Source organism: Chryseobacterium sp. ERMR1:04, from assembly GCF_001297705.1.
Taxonomy (GTDB): domain Bacteria; phylum Bacteroidota; class Bacteroidia; order Flavobacteriales; family Weeksellaceae; genus Chryseobacterium.
On sequence record NZ_LIRF01000003.1, the window covers coordinates 987,739 to 1,002,807 of the forward strand.

Here is a 15,069-nt window from a genome sequence, read left to right on the forward strand (position 1 = left end):
TAAAATTTATTTTCCAAAATCAAATCCTGAAGCCCTGCCCACAGCACCCGCTCCAAAACGATCTTTGATCTGATCCATCGTTTGATATAAGTTCATCTGCTCTTCCGTATCTTCAAATAAATTCATTTGATGGTTACCATGAACCAAATCAGTAAAGCGTAAACCAACCAACCGAAGGCGCATTCTTCTGGTATATACTTTATTAAAAAGTTCTAGCGCAACTCTGGATAAGGTATGATCTGCAGAGGTATAGGTCACTCTGATTTGCTTCGTCTCAGTATCGAAATTGGAATAACGGATTTTAATCACCACGGTTGAAGTCAGCCATTTGTCCTGTCTCAATTGATAGGCTAACTTTTCAGCCATTCCGGATATTAGTCTTTTTAATTCTATCATATCCATCGTATCGGTTGTAAAGGTTCTTTCTGTTGAAATTGATTTTCTTTCAGAATAAGGAATCACAGGATTTTCATCAATTCCGTTGGCCTTTTTCCAAAGTTCTTTTCCATTCAGTCCAATCATTTGTTGCAAGACCAAAACCGGCATCTCGGACAACGTATGAATGGTTCTGATTCCAATTCTCGACAGCAATTGAAAAGTCTTGTCTCCAACCATCGGAATTTTCTTTACCGATAATGGATTTAAAAAAGGTTTAATTTCAAGTTCTTTAATTTCTAATCTTCCCACAGGTTTAGATTCTCCGGTTCCGATCTTAGAAACAGTTTTATTGGTTGATAAAGCAAAACTTATCGGAAGTCCGGTTTCCTTTGTGACTGCTGAAGCAATTTCTTTTGTCCAAGTATAACAACCAAAGAATTTATCCATTCCGGAAAGGTCAAGATAGAATTCATCAATACTTGCCTTTTCCATGACCGGAACTTTTTCCTGAATAACTTCTGTGACCAAGTGGGATAAATTGGAATACAGTTCATAATCTCCTCGAATCACTTTTGCATCAGGACATAATCTGAGTGCCATTCTTATCGGCATTGCAGAACGGACCCCGAACTTTCTGGCTTCGTAGGAACATGAGGCTACCACTCCACGGTCTCCACCTCCTATGATTAAAGGGATTCCATCAAGTTTAGAGTTATTTAGCCTCTCACAGGATACAAAAAATGTATCCATATCCATATGTACAATTGCTCGGTTCACGTTACAAAATTAGATACAATTTGTTCCAAAATAACTATATTTGCTGGTACAAATTATACCAATGTCAATTTTTTCAGATAACATCAGGTTTTTAAGGGGTAAGAAAAATTTATCCCAACAAAGTTTTACAGATGATATTCTTATCATTAGCAGAGAACGATATGCTAAGTATGAAAGTGGCCGTTCTGAGCCTCCCTATGAGATTTTAATTAAGATCTCCAAATATTTTCATATTAGTATTGATCTCCTACTTACCGTAGATATTCGGAAATATCCTTTAGAACAAATGGTCAATTTACCGGACAACAGAATTATCTTACCTGTCGTAGTTGATCAATTGGGAAATAACAGTATTGAAATCATCCCTCAAAAAGCATCCATGGGATATTTATCTGGATACACTGATCCCGAATATATAGAAAGTCTTCAGCTCATTTCTTTACCATTCTTAACCAATGGAAAATACAGGGCATTTCCCGCTCAGGGAGATTCAATGCCTCCATTTAAAGACGGCTCTTATATTGTAGGGAAATATGTAGAAAGCATCAATGATTTAAAATCGAACAGAAGTTATGTTTTTGTTACATTAAATGATGGGATTACCTACAAACGGTTTAATGCTACAAACGGAAATTCTATAACGGTAAGTGCCGACAATTCATTCTATGAACCGTATGATATTCCGGTCGGAGAAATTGTAGAAATATGGCAGTATGCATCAGGAATCTTTCCTGAAGACTTTGAACACGATCAACTTGACAACTATAATCTAAGAGATATGTTTTTAGAGTTGAGAAAAGATATCAAAGAATTAGACCATAAATTTGCTGCGATTAAATAATCCTTTACAGAAAAAAGCCTCCTTTATGGGGAAGCTAAAAACACAAATGATGAAAAAAAAGTCTAAAATTAAGACAAATAAATATAATACTATTTTTAATAATATCTATGAATGAGCTCCGTTTATTTAATTCAGATGAATATTATCAATTTCCAAAGGAATTATTGGATTATATTGAACATTTTTTATCTGAAAACGAAGCTAATGAGTATGAAGAGAATTTTCTTCAAAAATTATTTTATGAAATACTATCATTTGTAATGATCCATATTTAAATTAATATAATATTTGAACATAATATTTCTATTTTACGACAAACCATTACTATTCCTTATCCAAAACCTTATTTATTTTCTAAGTTTTTTTAATTTGACTAAAAAAAAATACTACCTATGGCATAACTTGTGATATAGGATACACTCATCTTAAATCATACGATATGTCAATTAAAATTAAAGTAGCATTTTGTAAGGAATGCAGTGGTTATAATTCAGCAACACCTCTAGAAAAAAAACATTGTCAGCATCCTGAAATTATTGATCATTACTTCTATCATGGAGAACCTTATTTTACTTTAGATGATAACACCTTTAAAGATCACACACAATATGAGCGCATAGAGATAAAAATACTTACTATTTCTGAGCATATAAAAGTAGATCATCTACATTGCAGATGTATACAAAAAACCTCTGCATTAAAGACGTTTGAAATCCTTGAAAAGTATGAAATTGAAACGAATCTTTATTTTAAAGATCTTTATAAGTTTTATAATATTCATCCAATACATAATAACACTCTGAATGATTTAGAATTACTTCCTACCGCATCTTAGTAAATCTTAGTATAGAAAGTTCAATCTAGATTTAAAATTATTTACCATTTATTAAGTGAATTTTTCAAAACTATATGGTAAGAATTTGCTTATTCTTCAAAACATTTAAAGGTATTAAATGTTTTGAAGAAAAGTTTAAAATTAAACTACATTCCTTCAAATGACTTACTAACTTAATAAAGAATCTTACTGCTATTTATTTTTAGAAGTTTTTGTTTCTCCATCTTTTTAATAGTTCTTATGATTGTTTCTACTCTTACTCCTATTAAAGTAGCTAACTGTTGTCTGGTGTAGGGAACTATATATGTATATTTCTCTATAAACCCAAAGTAGGCTTTTAGATAGTCCAATAATCTTGTAAGTTTTAATAAGGGATCAGATATCGTAAGAAAAGTAGAAATAATATACCTAAAATGTAAACGATCAGCAGTATATCTATTTAACTTAAGCATGAGTTTGGGATTTTTGAGTAAAATTTCTAAAAAAGTCTTTTTCTCTATTTTAATAATTTCACACTTCGTGATAGCTACGGCATTTACAGCATATTTATTATCAGTATACAAATAGCTTTCTCCTATACAATGACCATCAAAAGGAAATCCATGAACAAATTCTTTTCCATTTTCCATAAAATTATTAATCTTCACTGTACCCGACTTGATTTGCAAATAATATTTTAAAGAAGTTCCTTCCTGAAAAATAAAATCATTAGAATTATAACCTTCCAATTTAGCTCCGTAAGAAAACAATAAATCTTCACATATGACCATTTCCAAAATTATTAAGTAAGTAAAATTAATGAAAATCTAAGCTATTAAACAACTTTATACATTCTATAAAACTATAGTTTATTTATATATTTTCTTTATTCTGATTTTAAAGTTTATTACTTCTTTAAGAACTAAAAAATAGAGTTCTGACTGTTTATTTAAATTATATTTTTTGATAACTATTTAATCAATCAATCTATTTTAATAAAATAATTCTATGTTAAAATATATATTAAAATTTTGGCTTTTAAAAAAAATTATATAGTTTTATGAAATTAAAACATCACATCATAAACCAAAAACAATTATTTAATGAAAAAAATCTATTTAAATAAAATTACATTATTCGCAATATTATCAAGTGTATTGAGTAATTACGCAGCCCAAGTAGGTGTTGGAACAAGTGCCCCTAATATAAATTCAGCATTAGAATTATCTTCCACTTCAAAAGGATTACTACTCCCTCGTATATCTTTAACAAGTACTTCATCAGCGTCACCCCTTTCTGCTCATGAAAAAGGAATGATAATATATAATATAGCTGTAGTAAATGATGTAGTAGATGGTATTTATTCTAATGATGGAACAAAATGGAACCGATTATACACCAATAAACCCAATATTGGTGATGTTTATTACAGCTTTGCGGCAGCAGATCATCAAGGATGGTATCTGTTAGATGGAAGGAATTTAACCGTATTAACAACAGGAGCTCAGACCAATGCAGCTAAAGTCGGTATAACCATCTCACTTCCTAACGCTACAGATCGTTACTTGAAAGAAAAGGGATCGTCTGCATTATTAAGTATAGGAGGTACACAAACCATTACCCTTTCACAACAGAATCTGCCAAACATTAATTATAGCGGTACAACTTCTAGTGATGGTGACCATAGTCATCAATATACCGACAGAGGTAACACAACATGGAATCATGGCAGTGGCTCAGTGCAGCTAGCAAATACAGCTCAGCTAACCAATCAAAATACCGGCTCGGCGGGCAATCACTCTCATACGGTACAGGTAACTTCTGGAGGATCAAACACAAGTATTGATACAGAGCCAAAGAATTTGGCCGCAAATGCTTTTATTTATTTAGGTTTTTAGGTTTAAAAAATATATTATGAAAAAGAAACTATTTTATATAATCCCAACCCTTATCACCATTAGTATTCAAGGACAAGTGGGTATAGGGACAAGCACTCCAAATTCCAATTCTATTTTAGAAGTTACATCTGCAAATAAAGGTATATTACTTATGAGAAACAGCCTTACCAATACTGGATCTCCTATACCGTTGTCAGCCCATGTAAAAGGAATTATCACTTATAATCTCGCCAATTCTAACAATGTTTCTGAAGGGATATATCAGAATAATGGAACCAGCTGGTCTGCTGTTTCCCATGATTATCCTTATGGTACAATTTCAAACAGTTTTGCAGCCGCAGATAACAAAGGATGGTACTTATTAGATGGAAGAGCTATTTCTTCACTTTCCACAAATGTACAGGCAAGAGCAGTAAGCCTCGGATTTACTGCTAATCTTCCAAATGCAAATGACAGATTACTTAAAACAAAAGACATATCAGAAACTTTAGGTTCTTTGACAGGAAATGCTACGATAGCTCTTGCACAGCCCAATCTTCCAAATGTTATCTTTACAGGTAGTACAACAACTGATGGTAATCATATACATACTTATACCGATAGAGGATCAGGAGCTTCTGTAAATAGTGGAAGTGGAGCCACAAATCCTGTAGCTGACGACACTTCAGGAACATACAATACAGTTGCTGCTGGAGCTCATACCCATACCTTATCGTTCAGCTCAGGGGGAACTTCCCAGCCCGTAAACATCACCCCTAGTTATCTGGTAACCAACACTTTTATTTATTTAGGAAATTAAAAAATGATGAAAAATTTTAAAATTATAATAGCCTCATTGATAATGACTTTTAATTATCATATTATAAGTGGACAAGTGGGAATAAATACTCCTGCTCCCAATCAAAATGCATTGCTGGAAATGTTTACCAGCAACAAAGGATTATTACCTCCACGGATATCTTTAGTCAACATAACCAGTGCTTCTCCACTTGCTCAACACGTTAAAGGAATAATTGTCTATAATATTGTAAATAATGCATTTGTAAATGAAGGACTTTATGTAAATAATGGATCTCAGTGGTTTCGCTTATCTACAGAGGATATCCCTTTTGGGCATGTAAAATATAGTGTTTTAACAAGTGACCATAGCGGTTGGTACTTATTGAATGGAAGAAGTATTTCTTCTTTACCAGCTCCTGCACAAACAAATGTTGCATCTCTCGGATTTGTAACTACGATTCCAGATGCTACGGATAGATATTTTAAAGCAAAAACCGGAGCTGAAGTCTTGGGAACCACAGGAGGGAACTCAACAGTTACATTAGTACAAGCAAATCTACCAACAATGACTTTTAATGGTACAGCTCTTTCGGCAGGTAGTCACGTTCACACATATACAGATAGAGGAAATACTTCAGTAAATGCAGGAGGTGCTGGCAATAATAATGCCGATGATACTTCCGGAACATATACCACAAGTACCGCAGGAAACCACACTCACACCTATACTGTAAACACTGGTGGATCAGCCACTCCCGTATCTATTGACCCCAAACACCTTAACCTTAATGTCTTTATTTATTTGGGACAGTAATCTATAGATTAAGGACTATTAAATTATTACCAATAGATGAAATTACAAAACATTTAACTTAAAAAAATATTTAAATTTTAGTAAAACAGACTGATAATAGAATAAAACAAGTCCTAACAACTGGATATACAGAAAAAACGAACTAGGACAAAAATGGGTTATGAAAATAAATTTTCACAACCCATTCATCCATAGTAATAAAATAACTTAGTTTATTTATCAGTTTTAATATAAACTTTAATCTATGCTCATTGACATCCCATGTCGACGTTTCTCTCTCGATTGCTTCAAGATATTTTTTCCTGATCTCCCGTAAGGAATTTCCGATCGACTTACTTAAATATTCGCTATTTGTCAATCTATTTCTAGTAATGAGCTCTATGGCAATTTCTTGATGGTCTTTAAAGAGATCATGGCTAGTCCAGATGCACAAACCTTCCATTACAGCACGTTTAGTATTTATACTTTCATTGTTGATCCAAGATTAAATTTTCGGCATTGCATTTTATACTCCTTTTGTCTATAATATGAATTGAAGGCTTTTGCAAGCATTTCCTACATCCACTAGCTTTCATCTTTTGGAACAATATCTTCCATAATATGTAACGCTTTTAAATTTTTATAGAAAATTTCGCCTAACACATAAACGCCTAAAATCCTTATCTAATAAACCTGAGCAGTTTCTATGAATCTTTTCGCCGTATGTAAATAATCAAGGACTTCATCTTTAAGCATAAGGTTTCCGGCTTCAATGATATGGTTAAAGCCGTGCTCTATTTTCGTAATATTTTCAAGAAGCTTTTCCATAATAACATATCATTTTTTTTATATCATTTATAAAAGTTCGATCACCAATTTATTTAGCAGTTAATTAAGGTGAGCCCTATTTACCAGAATAGTATCACCTACTCTACTACTCATAGTAAATTGAACTAATATAAGTTGAGTAAACATATTTTTCTGGAGATTCTTATCTGTTAATTTCAATGTAGTTTGACATTCGTGATGGATTAAGATACAGGTTAGAATAGAATCCTTTTATATTGTCCAAAAAGCTTCTATATACGAACACTTTTATAAAAGATGCAAATAAACTCACTACATTAAATATTTTATGAAATAAACAATCTATTTAAAATAATTATTTGTAAGTCTGTTCAGCATCCCTTTGAAAATCAATCCATGAAACGGTAATACAGAATACCAATACAATCTTCCCCATAACCCTCTGGGTCGGAAGACGGCTTTCTGCCAAAGCTTTCCTTTGTATAATTTGAACATAAGCCAAGCTTCTCCAGGTAATTTCATTTCAGCAAAAAGGATTAATTTACCTTCTTCTCTATTGGCATAAATGACACGCCAGAAATCCAAAGCGTCGCCTTCGTGAAGTTGTAACGGGTGTGTTCTTCCTCTTCTAAGACCTGGACCGCCAACCAAAACATCCATATAGCCTCTTATTTTCCAAAGACCTTGTCCATACCAACCATTGTTGCCGCCCACTCCAAAAACCCGGTCAAGACATTTTTCCCTGTCATCATATTTTGCACTCCTAACATCCTTGAAACATCCGAAATGAGGCACTTCGATATATTCTTTGAGTGAGGAATCATTTCTGCTGCTGATAAAGCTGTCTTTCCAACTAGAACGTATTTCGTTGGCCTGAATTTTAGCCATCGTTCTCTCCAAAGCCTCGCTATATGAAAAAGGGTTAACTCCAGTTATTTTTTTAATCTGAGATAAACTTTCGTCCTTACAAACAACTTCAATTTTCATACTTCCTACCAATGAACTTGCCAAATTATAAGATGTTGAAGTGATAAAATACAGCCAGTAAGATGATAATTTTGGTGTCATTACCGGTAAAATAAAAATACTTCGTTTTAAACCGCGCACATTGGCGTAGCCCATCAATATTTCTTTGTAAGTAAGAACATTATCACAACCAATATCAAAACTTTTATGGTACGTTTCCTTCTTGAACAGAGTGAAAATGAGAAAATCCAAAACATTCGCAATTCCTATCGGTTGGCATTTCGTATTAAGCCATCTAGGAGTAACCATCACAGGCAACTTTTCAACAAGATCACGGATTATCTCAAAAGAGGCACTCCCCGAACCGATAATAATTCCAGCCCGCAAAACAGTAACAGGAATTTCACATTCAATCAATAACTTTTCCACATTAAATCTTGAATTGAGATGTTTTGATAATTCTTTTTGGTTCACCAATCCTGATAAATATATAATATGCTCACACTGGGTTTTCTCAATAGCAGAAATAAAATTCTGAGCGCAAGTCTTTTCAGATTCTTCATAATCATTACTTGTACTCATAGAATGCATCAGATAATATGCACCGGAAATATCATGCGGAATATTCTTCAATGTTTCCTCTTTCAGAAAATCAACCTCAATTACTTCTATAAAATCATCTTTGATTCCTTCTGGTTTTGAAAAACGACTAACATCACGACTGCAGCAAATAACTTTATAGCCATGCTCCGCAATTACACTGATCATTCTTTTGCCGATGTAACCAGTTGCTCCTGTGAGTAATATTTTTTTCATATAAAATATTATTTTTAATAATTTACATAAACATTTTGTGATACCAATAGAAAAATTAAAGCTTATCTAAAAGATGACCGAAATAATCTTTCTTTGTAGTAAGATAAGATTCATTGATTGGATTAGATTCAATTTCCAAAGGAATTCTTTGATTAAGTAAAATCCCGCTATTATTAAATACCTTTAATTTTTCAGGATTATTGGTAAGTAAATTAACTTTAAAGACATTAAGAATTTTCAATATCTGGATTCCTACATCAAAATTTCTCCCATCTGCCGGCAGACCTAGTCTCAAATTGGCCTCTACCGTATCAAAACCTTGCTCCTGAAGAGCATACGCTTTTAGTTTGTTAATAATCCCAATATTTCTTCCTTCCTGTCTTAAATAAATTAAAATACCTCCGTTTTCTGATACAAATTTCATTGTAGCATCCAGTTGTTGTCCACATTCACACTTCCTTGAATGAAAAACTTCTCCAGTTATACACTCCGAATGGAAGCGTACATTAACAATAGTATTAAGATCTGTTTTTTCAGCGACCCATACCAAATGAGGACTCCAGTCATTTTCATTTTCAGAAAATGCATAAACGGTAAACATTCCAAAATCTGTGGGTATATTAGATTGAGCCTGTATTTTCAACATTAGTTATATTTTGAACCATTAATATAGTACAAATTTATACATTATTAATTTAAATAGTAAAATAAATTACTAAATTTGTTTTAAATAAAATTTAAAATGGAAAAGGAAAATCAGATTACAGAAGACAGACTATTTGAATTGTATGGTGATTATATTCTGAATCATGCAGAAAGGCCTAAAAACATGTATCGTTTTGCAAAAGATAATGATTTCGAAGAAAAAGACTTTTATGATTATTTTTCAAGTTTTGAGCAGATTGAAAAACAGATGCTCACTAATCTTTTTACCAAATCGGTAGAATTGGCTTCACAAGTGAATGATTCAGAAGCAGTCACTTCAAAAGAAAAACTATTGAATGTTTATTTTATCTTCTTTGAAAATTTAACAATGAACAGATCATTGGTTCTTATGATATTGGGAAATGATAAATTACATGCTGCAAAAATTTCGAATCATCTTAAAGAAACACACCGTAATTATATTAAAACATTAGACTTTAATGACTGGGAAATATTGAAAAAAGCCAAAAATGATATAAAAAACCTACACGAAAAAGCTAGAGAAGAAGCATTATGGTTGCACCTGGTTTCAGTCATTGAGTTTTGGAAAAAAGACACTTCACCTTCCTTTGAAAAAACAGATCTATTCATTGAGAAAACAATTGATACCGGATTTGAGTTAATGGATAATGAACCATTGCGAAAGGTACTTGATCTTGGGAAATTTTTATTCAAAGAAACATTCAAAAAAAGTTAAATGAAAACACTCAATAAAATACCAACAGGAAAGTTAGAAAGAACAAGCAGTTTGTTGAAAGCCGGAGCAAAAGTTGGGGTCAATTACATCAAATACTACGGTAATAAAATAACAAAAGATAAAAACGAAGAGGAAGCCCTTAAAACCCTCAATGAAGAAAATGCAACAGACATCTACGATTCTCTTAAAGAGCTCAAAGGTTCTGCCTTAAAAGTAGCACAGATGTTGAGTATGGAGAAAAATATTCTGCCTCAGGCTTATGTAGACAAATTTTCTTTGTCTCAATTTTCAGTACCTCCGCTTTCCGGAGCTTTGGTAAAGAAAACTTTTAGAAAATATTTTGGGAAAAACCCAGAAGACATATTTGATGAATTTACTACAGAATCTGTGAATGCAGCAAGTATTGGGCAGGTACACAAAGCTAAAAAAGGAGATAAAAACTTTGCTGTAAAAATTCAATATCCCGGAGTAAGAGAAAGTATTTCCAGTGATTTGAAAATGGTAAAACCTATCGCCATGAAAATGTTCAACATCAAAAAAGAAGGTTCAGAATCTTATTTTCAAGAAGTTGAAAGCAAACTGTTTGAGGAAACAGATTATAATTTGGAACTGAAAAGAAGTCTGTATATTGTTGAAAAATGCAGTCACCTGCCAAACACTCAATTTCCTCAATACTATCCTGAATTTTCTTGTGAAAAGATTATCACAATGGACTGGCTGAACGGAAAACATTTCTCAGAATTCATCAAGCAAAAAAAATCTCAGGAAGAGTTAAATACAATCGGACAAACGCTTTGGGACTTTTATATGTACCAAATGCATATCTTAAAACAAGTTCATGCAGATCCGCATCCTGGAAATTTTTTAGTATCCGAGAATCTAAACTTACTTGTCATAGATTTTGGATGTATTAAAGAAATTCCGCAAGAATTTTATATTCCTTATTTCGAATTGGCCAAAAAAGAAAATTTAAACAATCCTGAAATTTTTAAAGAAAAATTATACCAGCTTGAGATCTTACGTGATGATGATTCTCAGCAGGAACAGGAATTTTTTACCCAACTTTTCTACGAATTGCTTGAATTATTTACAAGACCTTTTAACAGTGAAAAATTTGACTTTTCTGATGAAAAATTCTTTCAGGAAATTGCAGATCTTGGGCAACGTTATGCAAAACTCAGCGATATAAAAGGAATGAATACCAATAGAGGCTCTAAACATTTTATTTATCTAAACAGAACTTTTTTTGGTTTGTATCATATGATGCACGATTTAAGAGCAAAAGATATTGTGATTAATAATTATAAAAAATTTATCGCCTAAATGCCTGCCAATTTACCTTCAAAAATTTGTGAAGTCTGTGGATTATCTTTTAACTGGCGAAAAAAGTGGAAGAAAAATTGGGATGATGTAAAATACTGCAGTGAAAAATGCCGAAAAAATAAAAAATCAATATCATCAGCTCCACAAAAGAGTTAATTAAAATCCTGAATTATGCCTACAATAAAATCATGTGTTGCACAATTGATATTTCCTCATCAGCTTTTTAAAGACACTGATTATCTGGATAAAGATCAGCCCATTTTTTTGGTGGAGGAATTTCTATTATTCAGGCAATATGCTTTTCATAAACAAAAAATTGCTCTTCATAGAGCCAGCATGAAATTTTATGAAGATTATTTGATTAAATCCGGATTCAGAGTTCATTACATAGAAAGTACATCAGAATTATCTGATGTTCAGAATCTCATTATCAATTTAGAAAAAGAGAAATACCAAAAAATCATCATCACTGATGTTTGCGACAACTGGCTGGAGAAAAGAATCAGACAAACAAAATTGGAATTGGATATTCTTGATACTCCATTATTCATTAATACAAGAGATGATCTAAAAGATTATTTTGAAGGTAAAGAATTTTATCATCAGACCGATTTTTATAAACAGCAAAGAATATCCCGGAATATTTTAATGATTGCAGGGAAACCTATGGGCGGAAAATGGACTTTCGATACAGAGAACAGAAAGAAATATCCTAAACATAAAAAAGCCCCAGCCCTACATTTCCCGGAAAATAGCAAATATTATGAAGAAGCAAAAAAATATACGAAAAAACATTACAGTGAAAATTATGGCAATCTAACTTCTTATCAACTTTATCCTGTTACTTTTGACGAAGCTGAAAACTGGTTGAATCAATTTCTGGAACAACGTTTTTCAGAATTCGGGATTTATGAAGACAGTATTGTGGAGCATGAGCATTTTCTTCATCACAGTGTACTTTCTCCTTTGCTTAACATCGGCCTCTTGACTGCTGTACATGTATTAGAAAAATCTATAAGTTATGCGAGGGAGCATAGTATTCCAATCAATTCTCTTGAGGGCTTTGTGAGACAGATTTTAGGCTGGAGAGAATTTGTGCGGGGTGTTTATCTCTATCAGGGAAGTTTCCAGAGAAATAAAAATTACTGGAAGCATGCCCTCCCTCTTCCTACATCGTTTTACACCGCCGAAACAAATATTAAACCTATTGACAGTAGTATTTTGAAGGTCTTGCAAACGGGATATGCTCACCATATCGAAAGGCTAATGATTTTCGCCAATTTTATGAATCTCTGCAAATTCAATCCTCATGAGGTTTATCAATGGTTTATGGAATTATTTATTGATTCATACGATTGGGTGATGGTTCCGAATGTATATGGGATGAGTAGTTTTTCTGATGGTGGGAAAATGAGTACTAAACCTTATATCAGCGGAAGTAACTACATCAAAAAAATGAGTGATTATTCTGATGGAAAATGGACCGAACAATGGGACGCCCTTTTTTGGAATTTCATCAATGATAACCGTACATTTTTCAAAACCAATCCAAGGCTTGGAATGATGTTGAGAACACTCGACAAGATGCCTGAAGAAAAGAAGTCAGCTCATTTTAAAGAAGCAATACAACTCATGAAAAATTTATAAGAATGCTGAAGCAATTTACTACAGAACAAACAGACCGTATCATTGAAATGGCATGGGAAGACCGAACCCCTTTTGAAGCCATAGAATTTCAATTTGGCATCAGCGAATCGGAAGTCATTGAAGTGATGCGTTCAGAGCTAAAATCTTCAAGTTTTAAGCTTTGGAGAAAAAGAGTCAACTCAGGAATCAGTCATAAACATGCAAAGAAAAGAAGCCTGGAAATGGACAGATTTAAATGCAGCAGACAACGAACAATAAGCCATAATAAAATTTCAAAACGATAAAATTTGATGTAGAATACATTAAACTATTTGTAAAACTAAATATAAACAAATGAAAAACATAGTGATCATTGGCTGCGGTCAGGGAATTGGATTTGCCACTGCAAAGTTATTATCAGAAAGCAATCACGTTATCGGGATTTCAAGAAGTTCTAATCCTGAAGTTGAAAATCTTAGTATTGAATTTCATCAAATGGATATTGTTAATGGAAATCTTGAGGACATTAATTTCCCGGATATTGTTGACGGCTTAGTGTATGCACCAGGAAGTATCAATCTGAAACCTTTTAATCGACTTACCTCTGATGACTTTAAAAATGATTTTGAAATTAATGTTCTTGGCGCCGTTATATGTATCCAAAAATTGCTTCCGAATTTGAAAAAATCCGAAGATGCCTCTATTGTACTATTCAGTTCTGTAGCTGCTAAATTAGGAATGCCTTTTCACTCTTCTATTGCATCTAGTAAGAGCGCTGTAGAAGGTTTAACAAAAAGTCTTGCCGCGGAATTTTCTAATCAAAAGATAAGAGTGAATGCAATTGCTCCATCATTAACAGATACCTCTCTTGCCTCACAACTGCTTTCCACTCCTGAAAAACGGGAAGCTTCTGCCAAAAGACATCCATTACAGAGAATCGGAAATGCAGAAGAAATAGCAAAAATGGCAGAATTTTTATTATCCTCCAAAGCATCTTGGATCACAGGACAAATCATAGGAATTGACGGAGGCATGGGAAATATTAAACTTTGATGAACTGAAAAAAACAAATATCTTTACCTTAAATTTAAACTATGCAAACTGATTTTTTTATCAATCTTCTGCTTGAAGTAAAAGATTTTGAAAATTCTGACGCCTACAAACCCAATTGTAATGTGGAAGATTTCCGTGTTTGGATGAATGATAAAAAATATGCAGAAGAGAGCCCGACCAAGCTTTTTAAAAATGAAAATCATCAAGTATCATTTACAGAAAACGAAATCTGCAAACAAATATTGTTATTAGGAAGATACTCTAAGCTTCTGATAAGAAAAGGCTTAAGTGATTTTCCGGATTTAGCCAATGAAGAATTTACTTATTTATACCGACTTAAAGATGAGCCTGATCTTACAAAAATTCAGCTGATAGAAAGAAATGGTCACGAAAAACAAACAGGAACCCAGATTATTAAAAGGTTACTCGAAGCCGGGCTTTTAGAAGAAAAAAATGACGTAGAAGACAAAAGAAGTAAACGACTTAATCTTACAGAAAAAGGGGAGAAAACATTTCATGAATCAGTAGCCAATGTCAATAAGACTTCTAAGATCTTATCCGGAAAATTAAACGAAAAAGAAAAGAATGAACTTCTGAGAATACTTAAAAAACTCAATGAATTTCACGCTCACCTATACTCCGAATATAAAAATTCTGATATTCCTAAAATTTTGGAATTTATTAATTAATGGCAAAACGCTCTTATCTACATCTATAAGTTAAAATAATTATTTTAATATGTGAAAGGATTAAAGAAAAATTTATGATTCTGCTCTTAAGTTGAAGAATGAAGAG

The 15,069-nt window shown here is 32.7% G+C and carries 17 protein-coding genes; 12 read left to right on the forward strand and 5 right to left on the reverse strand.

Annotated elements, in window-relative coordinates:
* Positions 1–6 precede the first annotated feature (6 nt).
* Positions 7–1,155 carry a DNA polymerase IV gene (gene dinB, locus AMQ68_RS04620; protein WP_054509422.1) on the reverse strand — a complete coding sequence of 383 codons (1,149 nt, stop codon included), beginning with the start codon at positions 1,153–1,155 and terminating at the stop codon, positions 7–9.
* Positions 1,156–1,216: 61 nt separating this feature from the next.
* On the opposite strand from dinB, the gene AMQ68_RS04625 reads away from it, so the two are divergent.
* Both AMQ68_RS04625 and AMQ68_RS04630 read left to right on the forward strand, forming a co-directional pair.
* On the forward strand, positions 1,217–1,996 hold the full coding sequence (locus AMQ68_RS04625) for a LexA family transcriptional regulator (protein WP_054509423.1): 780 nt from the start codon (positions 1,217–1,219) through the stop codon (positions 1,994–1,996).
* 439 nt (positions 1,997–2,435) lie between these two features.
* Entirely contained in the window at positions 2,436–2,831 is a 396-nt protein-coding gene (locus AMQ68_RS04630; protein ID WP_054509424.1) for a hypothetical protein, read from the forward strand.
* Positions 2,832–3,004: 173 nt separating this feature from the next.
* Here AMQ68_RS04630 and AMQ68_RS04635 read toward each other — a convergent pair whose 3' ends face one another.
* Positions 3,005–3,601, reverse strand: coding sequence for a Crp/Fnr family transcriptional regulator (locus AMQ68_RS04635; RefSeq protein WP_054509425.1), 597 nt, complete (start codon positions 3,599–3,601; stop codon positions 3,005–3,007).
* Positions 3,602–3,913: 312 nt separating this feature from the next.
* Here AMQ68_RS04635 and AMQ68_RS04640 point away from each other — a divergent pair, with 312 nt between their 5' ends.
* Genes AMQ68_RS04640 through AMQ68_RS04650 form a run of 3 tightly spaced genes read left to right on the forward strand, consistent with a single transcriptional unit; the run spans position 3,914 to position 6,302 of the window.
* The gene (locus AMQ68_RS04640; RefSeq protein ID WP_054509426.1) at positions 3,914–4,708 is read left to right on the forward strand and encodes a hypothetical protein; all 795 of its coding nucleotides are present in this window, start codon (positions 3,914–3,916) and stop codon (positions 4,706–4,708) included.
* Between the two features lie 16 nt (positions 4,709–4,724).
* The gene (locus tag AMQ68_RS04645; RefSeq protein ID WP_054509427.1) at positions 4,725–5,507 is read left to right on the forward strand and encodes a hypothetical protein; all 783 of its coding nucleotides are present in this window, start codon (positions 4,725–4,727) and stop codon (positions 5,505–5,507) included.
* A 3-nt stretch (positions 5,508–5,510) separates the two neighbouring features.
* On the forward strand, positions 5,511–6,302 hold the full coding sequence (locus AMQ68_RS04650; protein ID WP_123905608.1) for a hypothetical protein: 792 nt from the start codon (positions 5,511–5,513) through the stop codon (positions 6,300–6,302).
* A 663-nt stretch (positions 6,303–6,965) separates the two neighbouring features.
* Here AMQ68_RS04650 and AMQ68_RS25255 read toward each other — a convergent pair.
* The 3 genes from AMQ68_RS25255 to ribA form a co-directional block, all read right to left on the reverse strand.
* On the reverse strand, positions 6,966–7,109 hold the full coding sequence (locus AMQ68_RS25255; protein WP_160317965.1) for a hypothetical protein: 144 nt from the start codon (positions 7,107–7,109) through the stop codon (positions 6,966–6,968).
* A gap of 321 nt (positions 7,110–7,430) precedes the next feature.
* The gene (locus tag AMQ68_RS04655) at positions 7,431–8,870 is read right to left on the reverse strand and encodes an SDR family oxidoreductase (RefSeq protein ID WP_054509429.1); all 1,440 of its coding nucleotides are present in this window, start codon (positions 8,868–8,870) and stop codon (positions 7,431–7,433) included.
* 55 nt (positions 8,871–8,925) lie between these two features.
* Complete coding sequence (gene ribA, locus AMQ68_RS04660) at positions 8,926–9,516, reverse strand: GTP cyclohydrolase II (RefSeq protein ID WP_054509430.1); 591 nt, start codon at positions 9,514–9,516, stop codon at positions 8,926–8,928.
* A gap of 96 nt (positions 9,517–9,612) precedes the next feature.
* On the opposite strand from ribA, the gene AMQ68_RS04665 reads away from it, so the two are divergent.
* From AMQ68_RS04665 to AMQ68_RS04690, 7 genes are read left to right on the forward strand one after another with little or no spacing between them, the layout of a single operon-like run.
* The gene (locus AMQ68_RS04665) at positions 9,613–10,272 is read left to right on the forward strand and encodes a TetR family transcriptional regulator C-terminal domain-containing protein (RefSeq protein WP_054509365.1); all 660 of its coding nucleotides are present in this window, start codon (positions 9,613–9,615) and stop codon (positions 10,270–10,272) included.
* Positions 10,273–11,595, forward strand: a complete 1,323-nt coding sequence (locus AMQ68_RS04670; protein ID WP_054509431.1) for an AarF/ABC1/UbiB kinase family protein — start codon at positions 10,273–10,275, stop codon at positions 11,593–11,595. It begins immediately after the preceding gene.
* A complete protein-coding gene (locus tag AMQ68_RS24835; protein WP_082383974.1) occupies positions 11,596–11,751 on the forward strand; it encodes a DUF2256 domain-containing protein in 156 nt (51 codons plus the stop codon).
* 15 nt (positions 11,752–11,766) lie between these two features.
* Entirely contained in the window at positions 11,767–13,242 is a 1,476-nt protein-coding gene (locus tag AMQ68_RS04675; RefSeq protein WP_054509432.1) for a cryptochrome/photolyase family protein, read from the forward strand.
* 2 nt (positions 13,243–13,244) lie between these two features.
* On the forward strand, positions 13,245–13,526 hold the full coding sequence (locus tag AMQ68_RS04680; protein WP_054509433.1) for a TIGR03643 family protein: 282 nt from the start codon (positions 13,245–13,247) through the stop codon (positions 13,524–13,526).
* Positions 13,527–13,575: 49 nt separating this feature from the next.
* Positions 13,576–14,274, forward strand: coding sequence for an SDR family NAD(P)-dependent oxidoreductase (locus AMQ68_RS04685; RefSeq protein ID WP_054509434.1), 699 nt, complete (start codon positions 13,576–13,578; stop codon positions 14,272–14,274).
* A 41-nt stretch (positions 14,275–14,315) separates the two neighbouring features.
* Positions 14,316–14,963: a MarR family winged helix-turn-helix transcriptional regulator gene (locus AMQ68_RS04690; RefSeq protein WP_054509435.1), complete on the forward strand. Its 648-nt coding sequence runs from the start codon at positions 14,316–14,318 to the stop codon at positions 14,961–14,963.
* Positions 14,964–15,069: the final 106 nt, after the last annotated feature.

Bases quoted from the DNA above. Each gene is read 5' to 3' on its own strand.
- AMQ68_RS04625 (WP_054509423.1), top strand. From the start codon at position 1,217: ATGTCAATTTTTTCAGATAACATCAGGTTTTTAAGGGGTAAGAAAAAT.
- AMQ68_RS04630 (WP_054509424.1), top strand. From the start codon at position 2,436: ATGTCAATTAAAATTAAAGTAGCATTTTGTAAGGAATGCAGTGGTTAT.
- AMQ68_RS04635 (WP_054509425.1), bottom strand. From the start codon at position 3,601: ATGGTCATATGTGAAGATTTATTGTTTTCTTACGGAGCTAAATTGGAA.
- AMQ68_RS04640 (WP_054509426.1), top strand. From the start codon at position 3,914: ATGAAAAAAATCTATTTAAATAAAATTACATTATTCGCAATATTATCA.
- AMQ68_RS04645 (WP_054509427.1), top strand. From the start codon at position 4,725: ATGAAAAAGAAACTATTTTATATAATCCCAACCCTTATCACCATTAGT.
- AMQ68_RS04650 (WP_123905608.1), top strand. From the start codon at position 5,511: ATGATGAAAAATTTTAAAATTATAATAGCCTCATTGATAATGACTTTT.
- AMQ68_RS25255 (WP_160317965.1), bottom strand. From the start codon at position 7,109: ATGGAAAAGCTTCTTGAAAATATTACGAAAATAGAGCACGGCTTTAAC.
- AMQ68_RS04655 (WP_054509429.1), bottom strand. From the start codon at position 8,870: ATGAAAAAAATATTACTCACAGGAGCAACTGGTTACATCGGCAAAAGA.
- ribA (WP_054509430.1), bottom strand. From the start codon at position 9,516: ATGTTGAAAATACAGGCTCAATCTAATATACCCACAGATTTTGGAATG.
- AMQ68_RS04665 (WP_054509365.1), top strand. From the start codon at position 9,613: ATGGAAAAGGAAAATCAGATTACAGAAGACAGACTATTTGAATTGTAT.
- AMQ68_RS04670 (WP_054509431.1), top strand. From the start codon at position 10,273: ATGAAAACACTCAATAAAATACCAACAGGAAAGTTAGAAAGAACAAGC.
- AMQ68_RS24835 (WP_082383974.1), top strand. From the start codon at position 11,596: ATGCCTGCCAATTTACCTTCAAAAATTTGTGAAGTCTGTGGATTATCT.
- AMQ68_RS04675 (WP_054509432.1), top strand. From the start codon at position 11,767: ATGCCTACAATAAAATCATGTGTTGCACAATTGATATTTCCTCATCAG.
- AMQ68_RS04680 (WP_054509433.1), top strand. From the start codon at position 13,245: ATGCTGAAGCAATTTACTACAGAACAAACAGACCGTATCATTGAAATG.
- AMQ68_RS04685 (WP_054509434.1), top strand. From the start codon at position 13,576: ATGAAAAACATAGTGATCATTGGCTGCGGTCAGGGAATTGGATTTGCC.
- AMQ68_RS04690 (WP_054509435.1), top strand. From the start codon at position 14,316: ATGCAAACTGATTTTTTTATCAATCTTCTGCTTGAAGTAAAAGATTTT.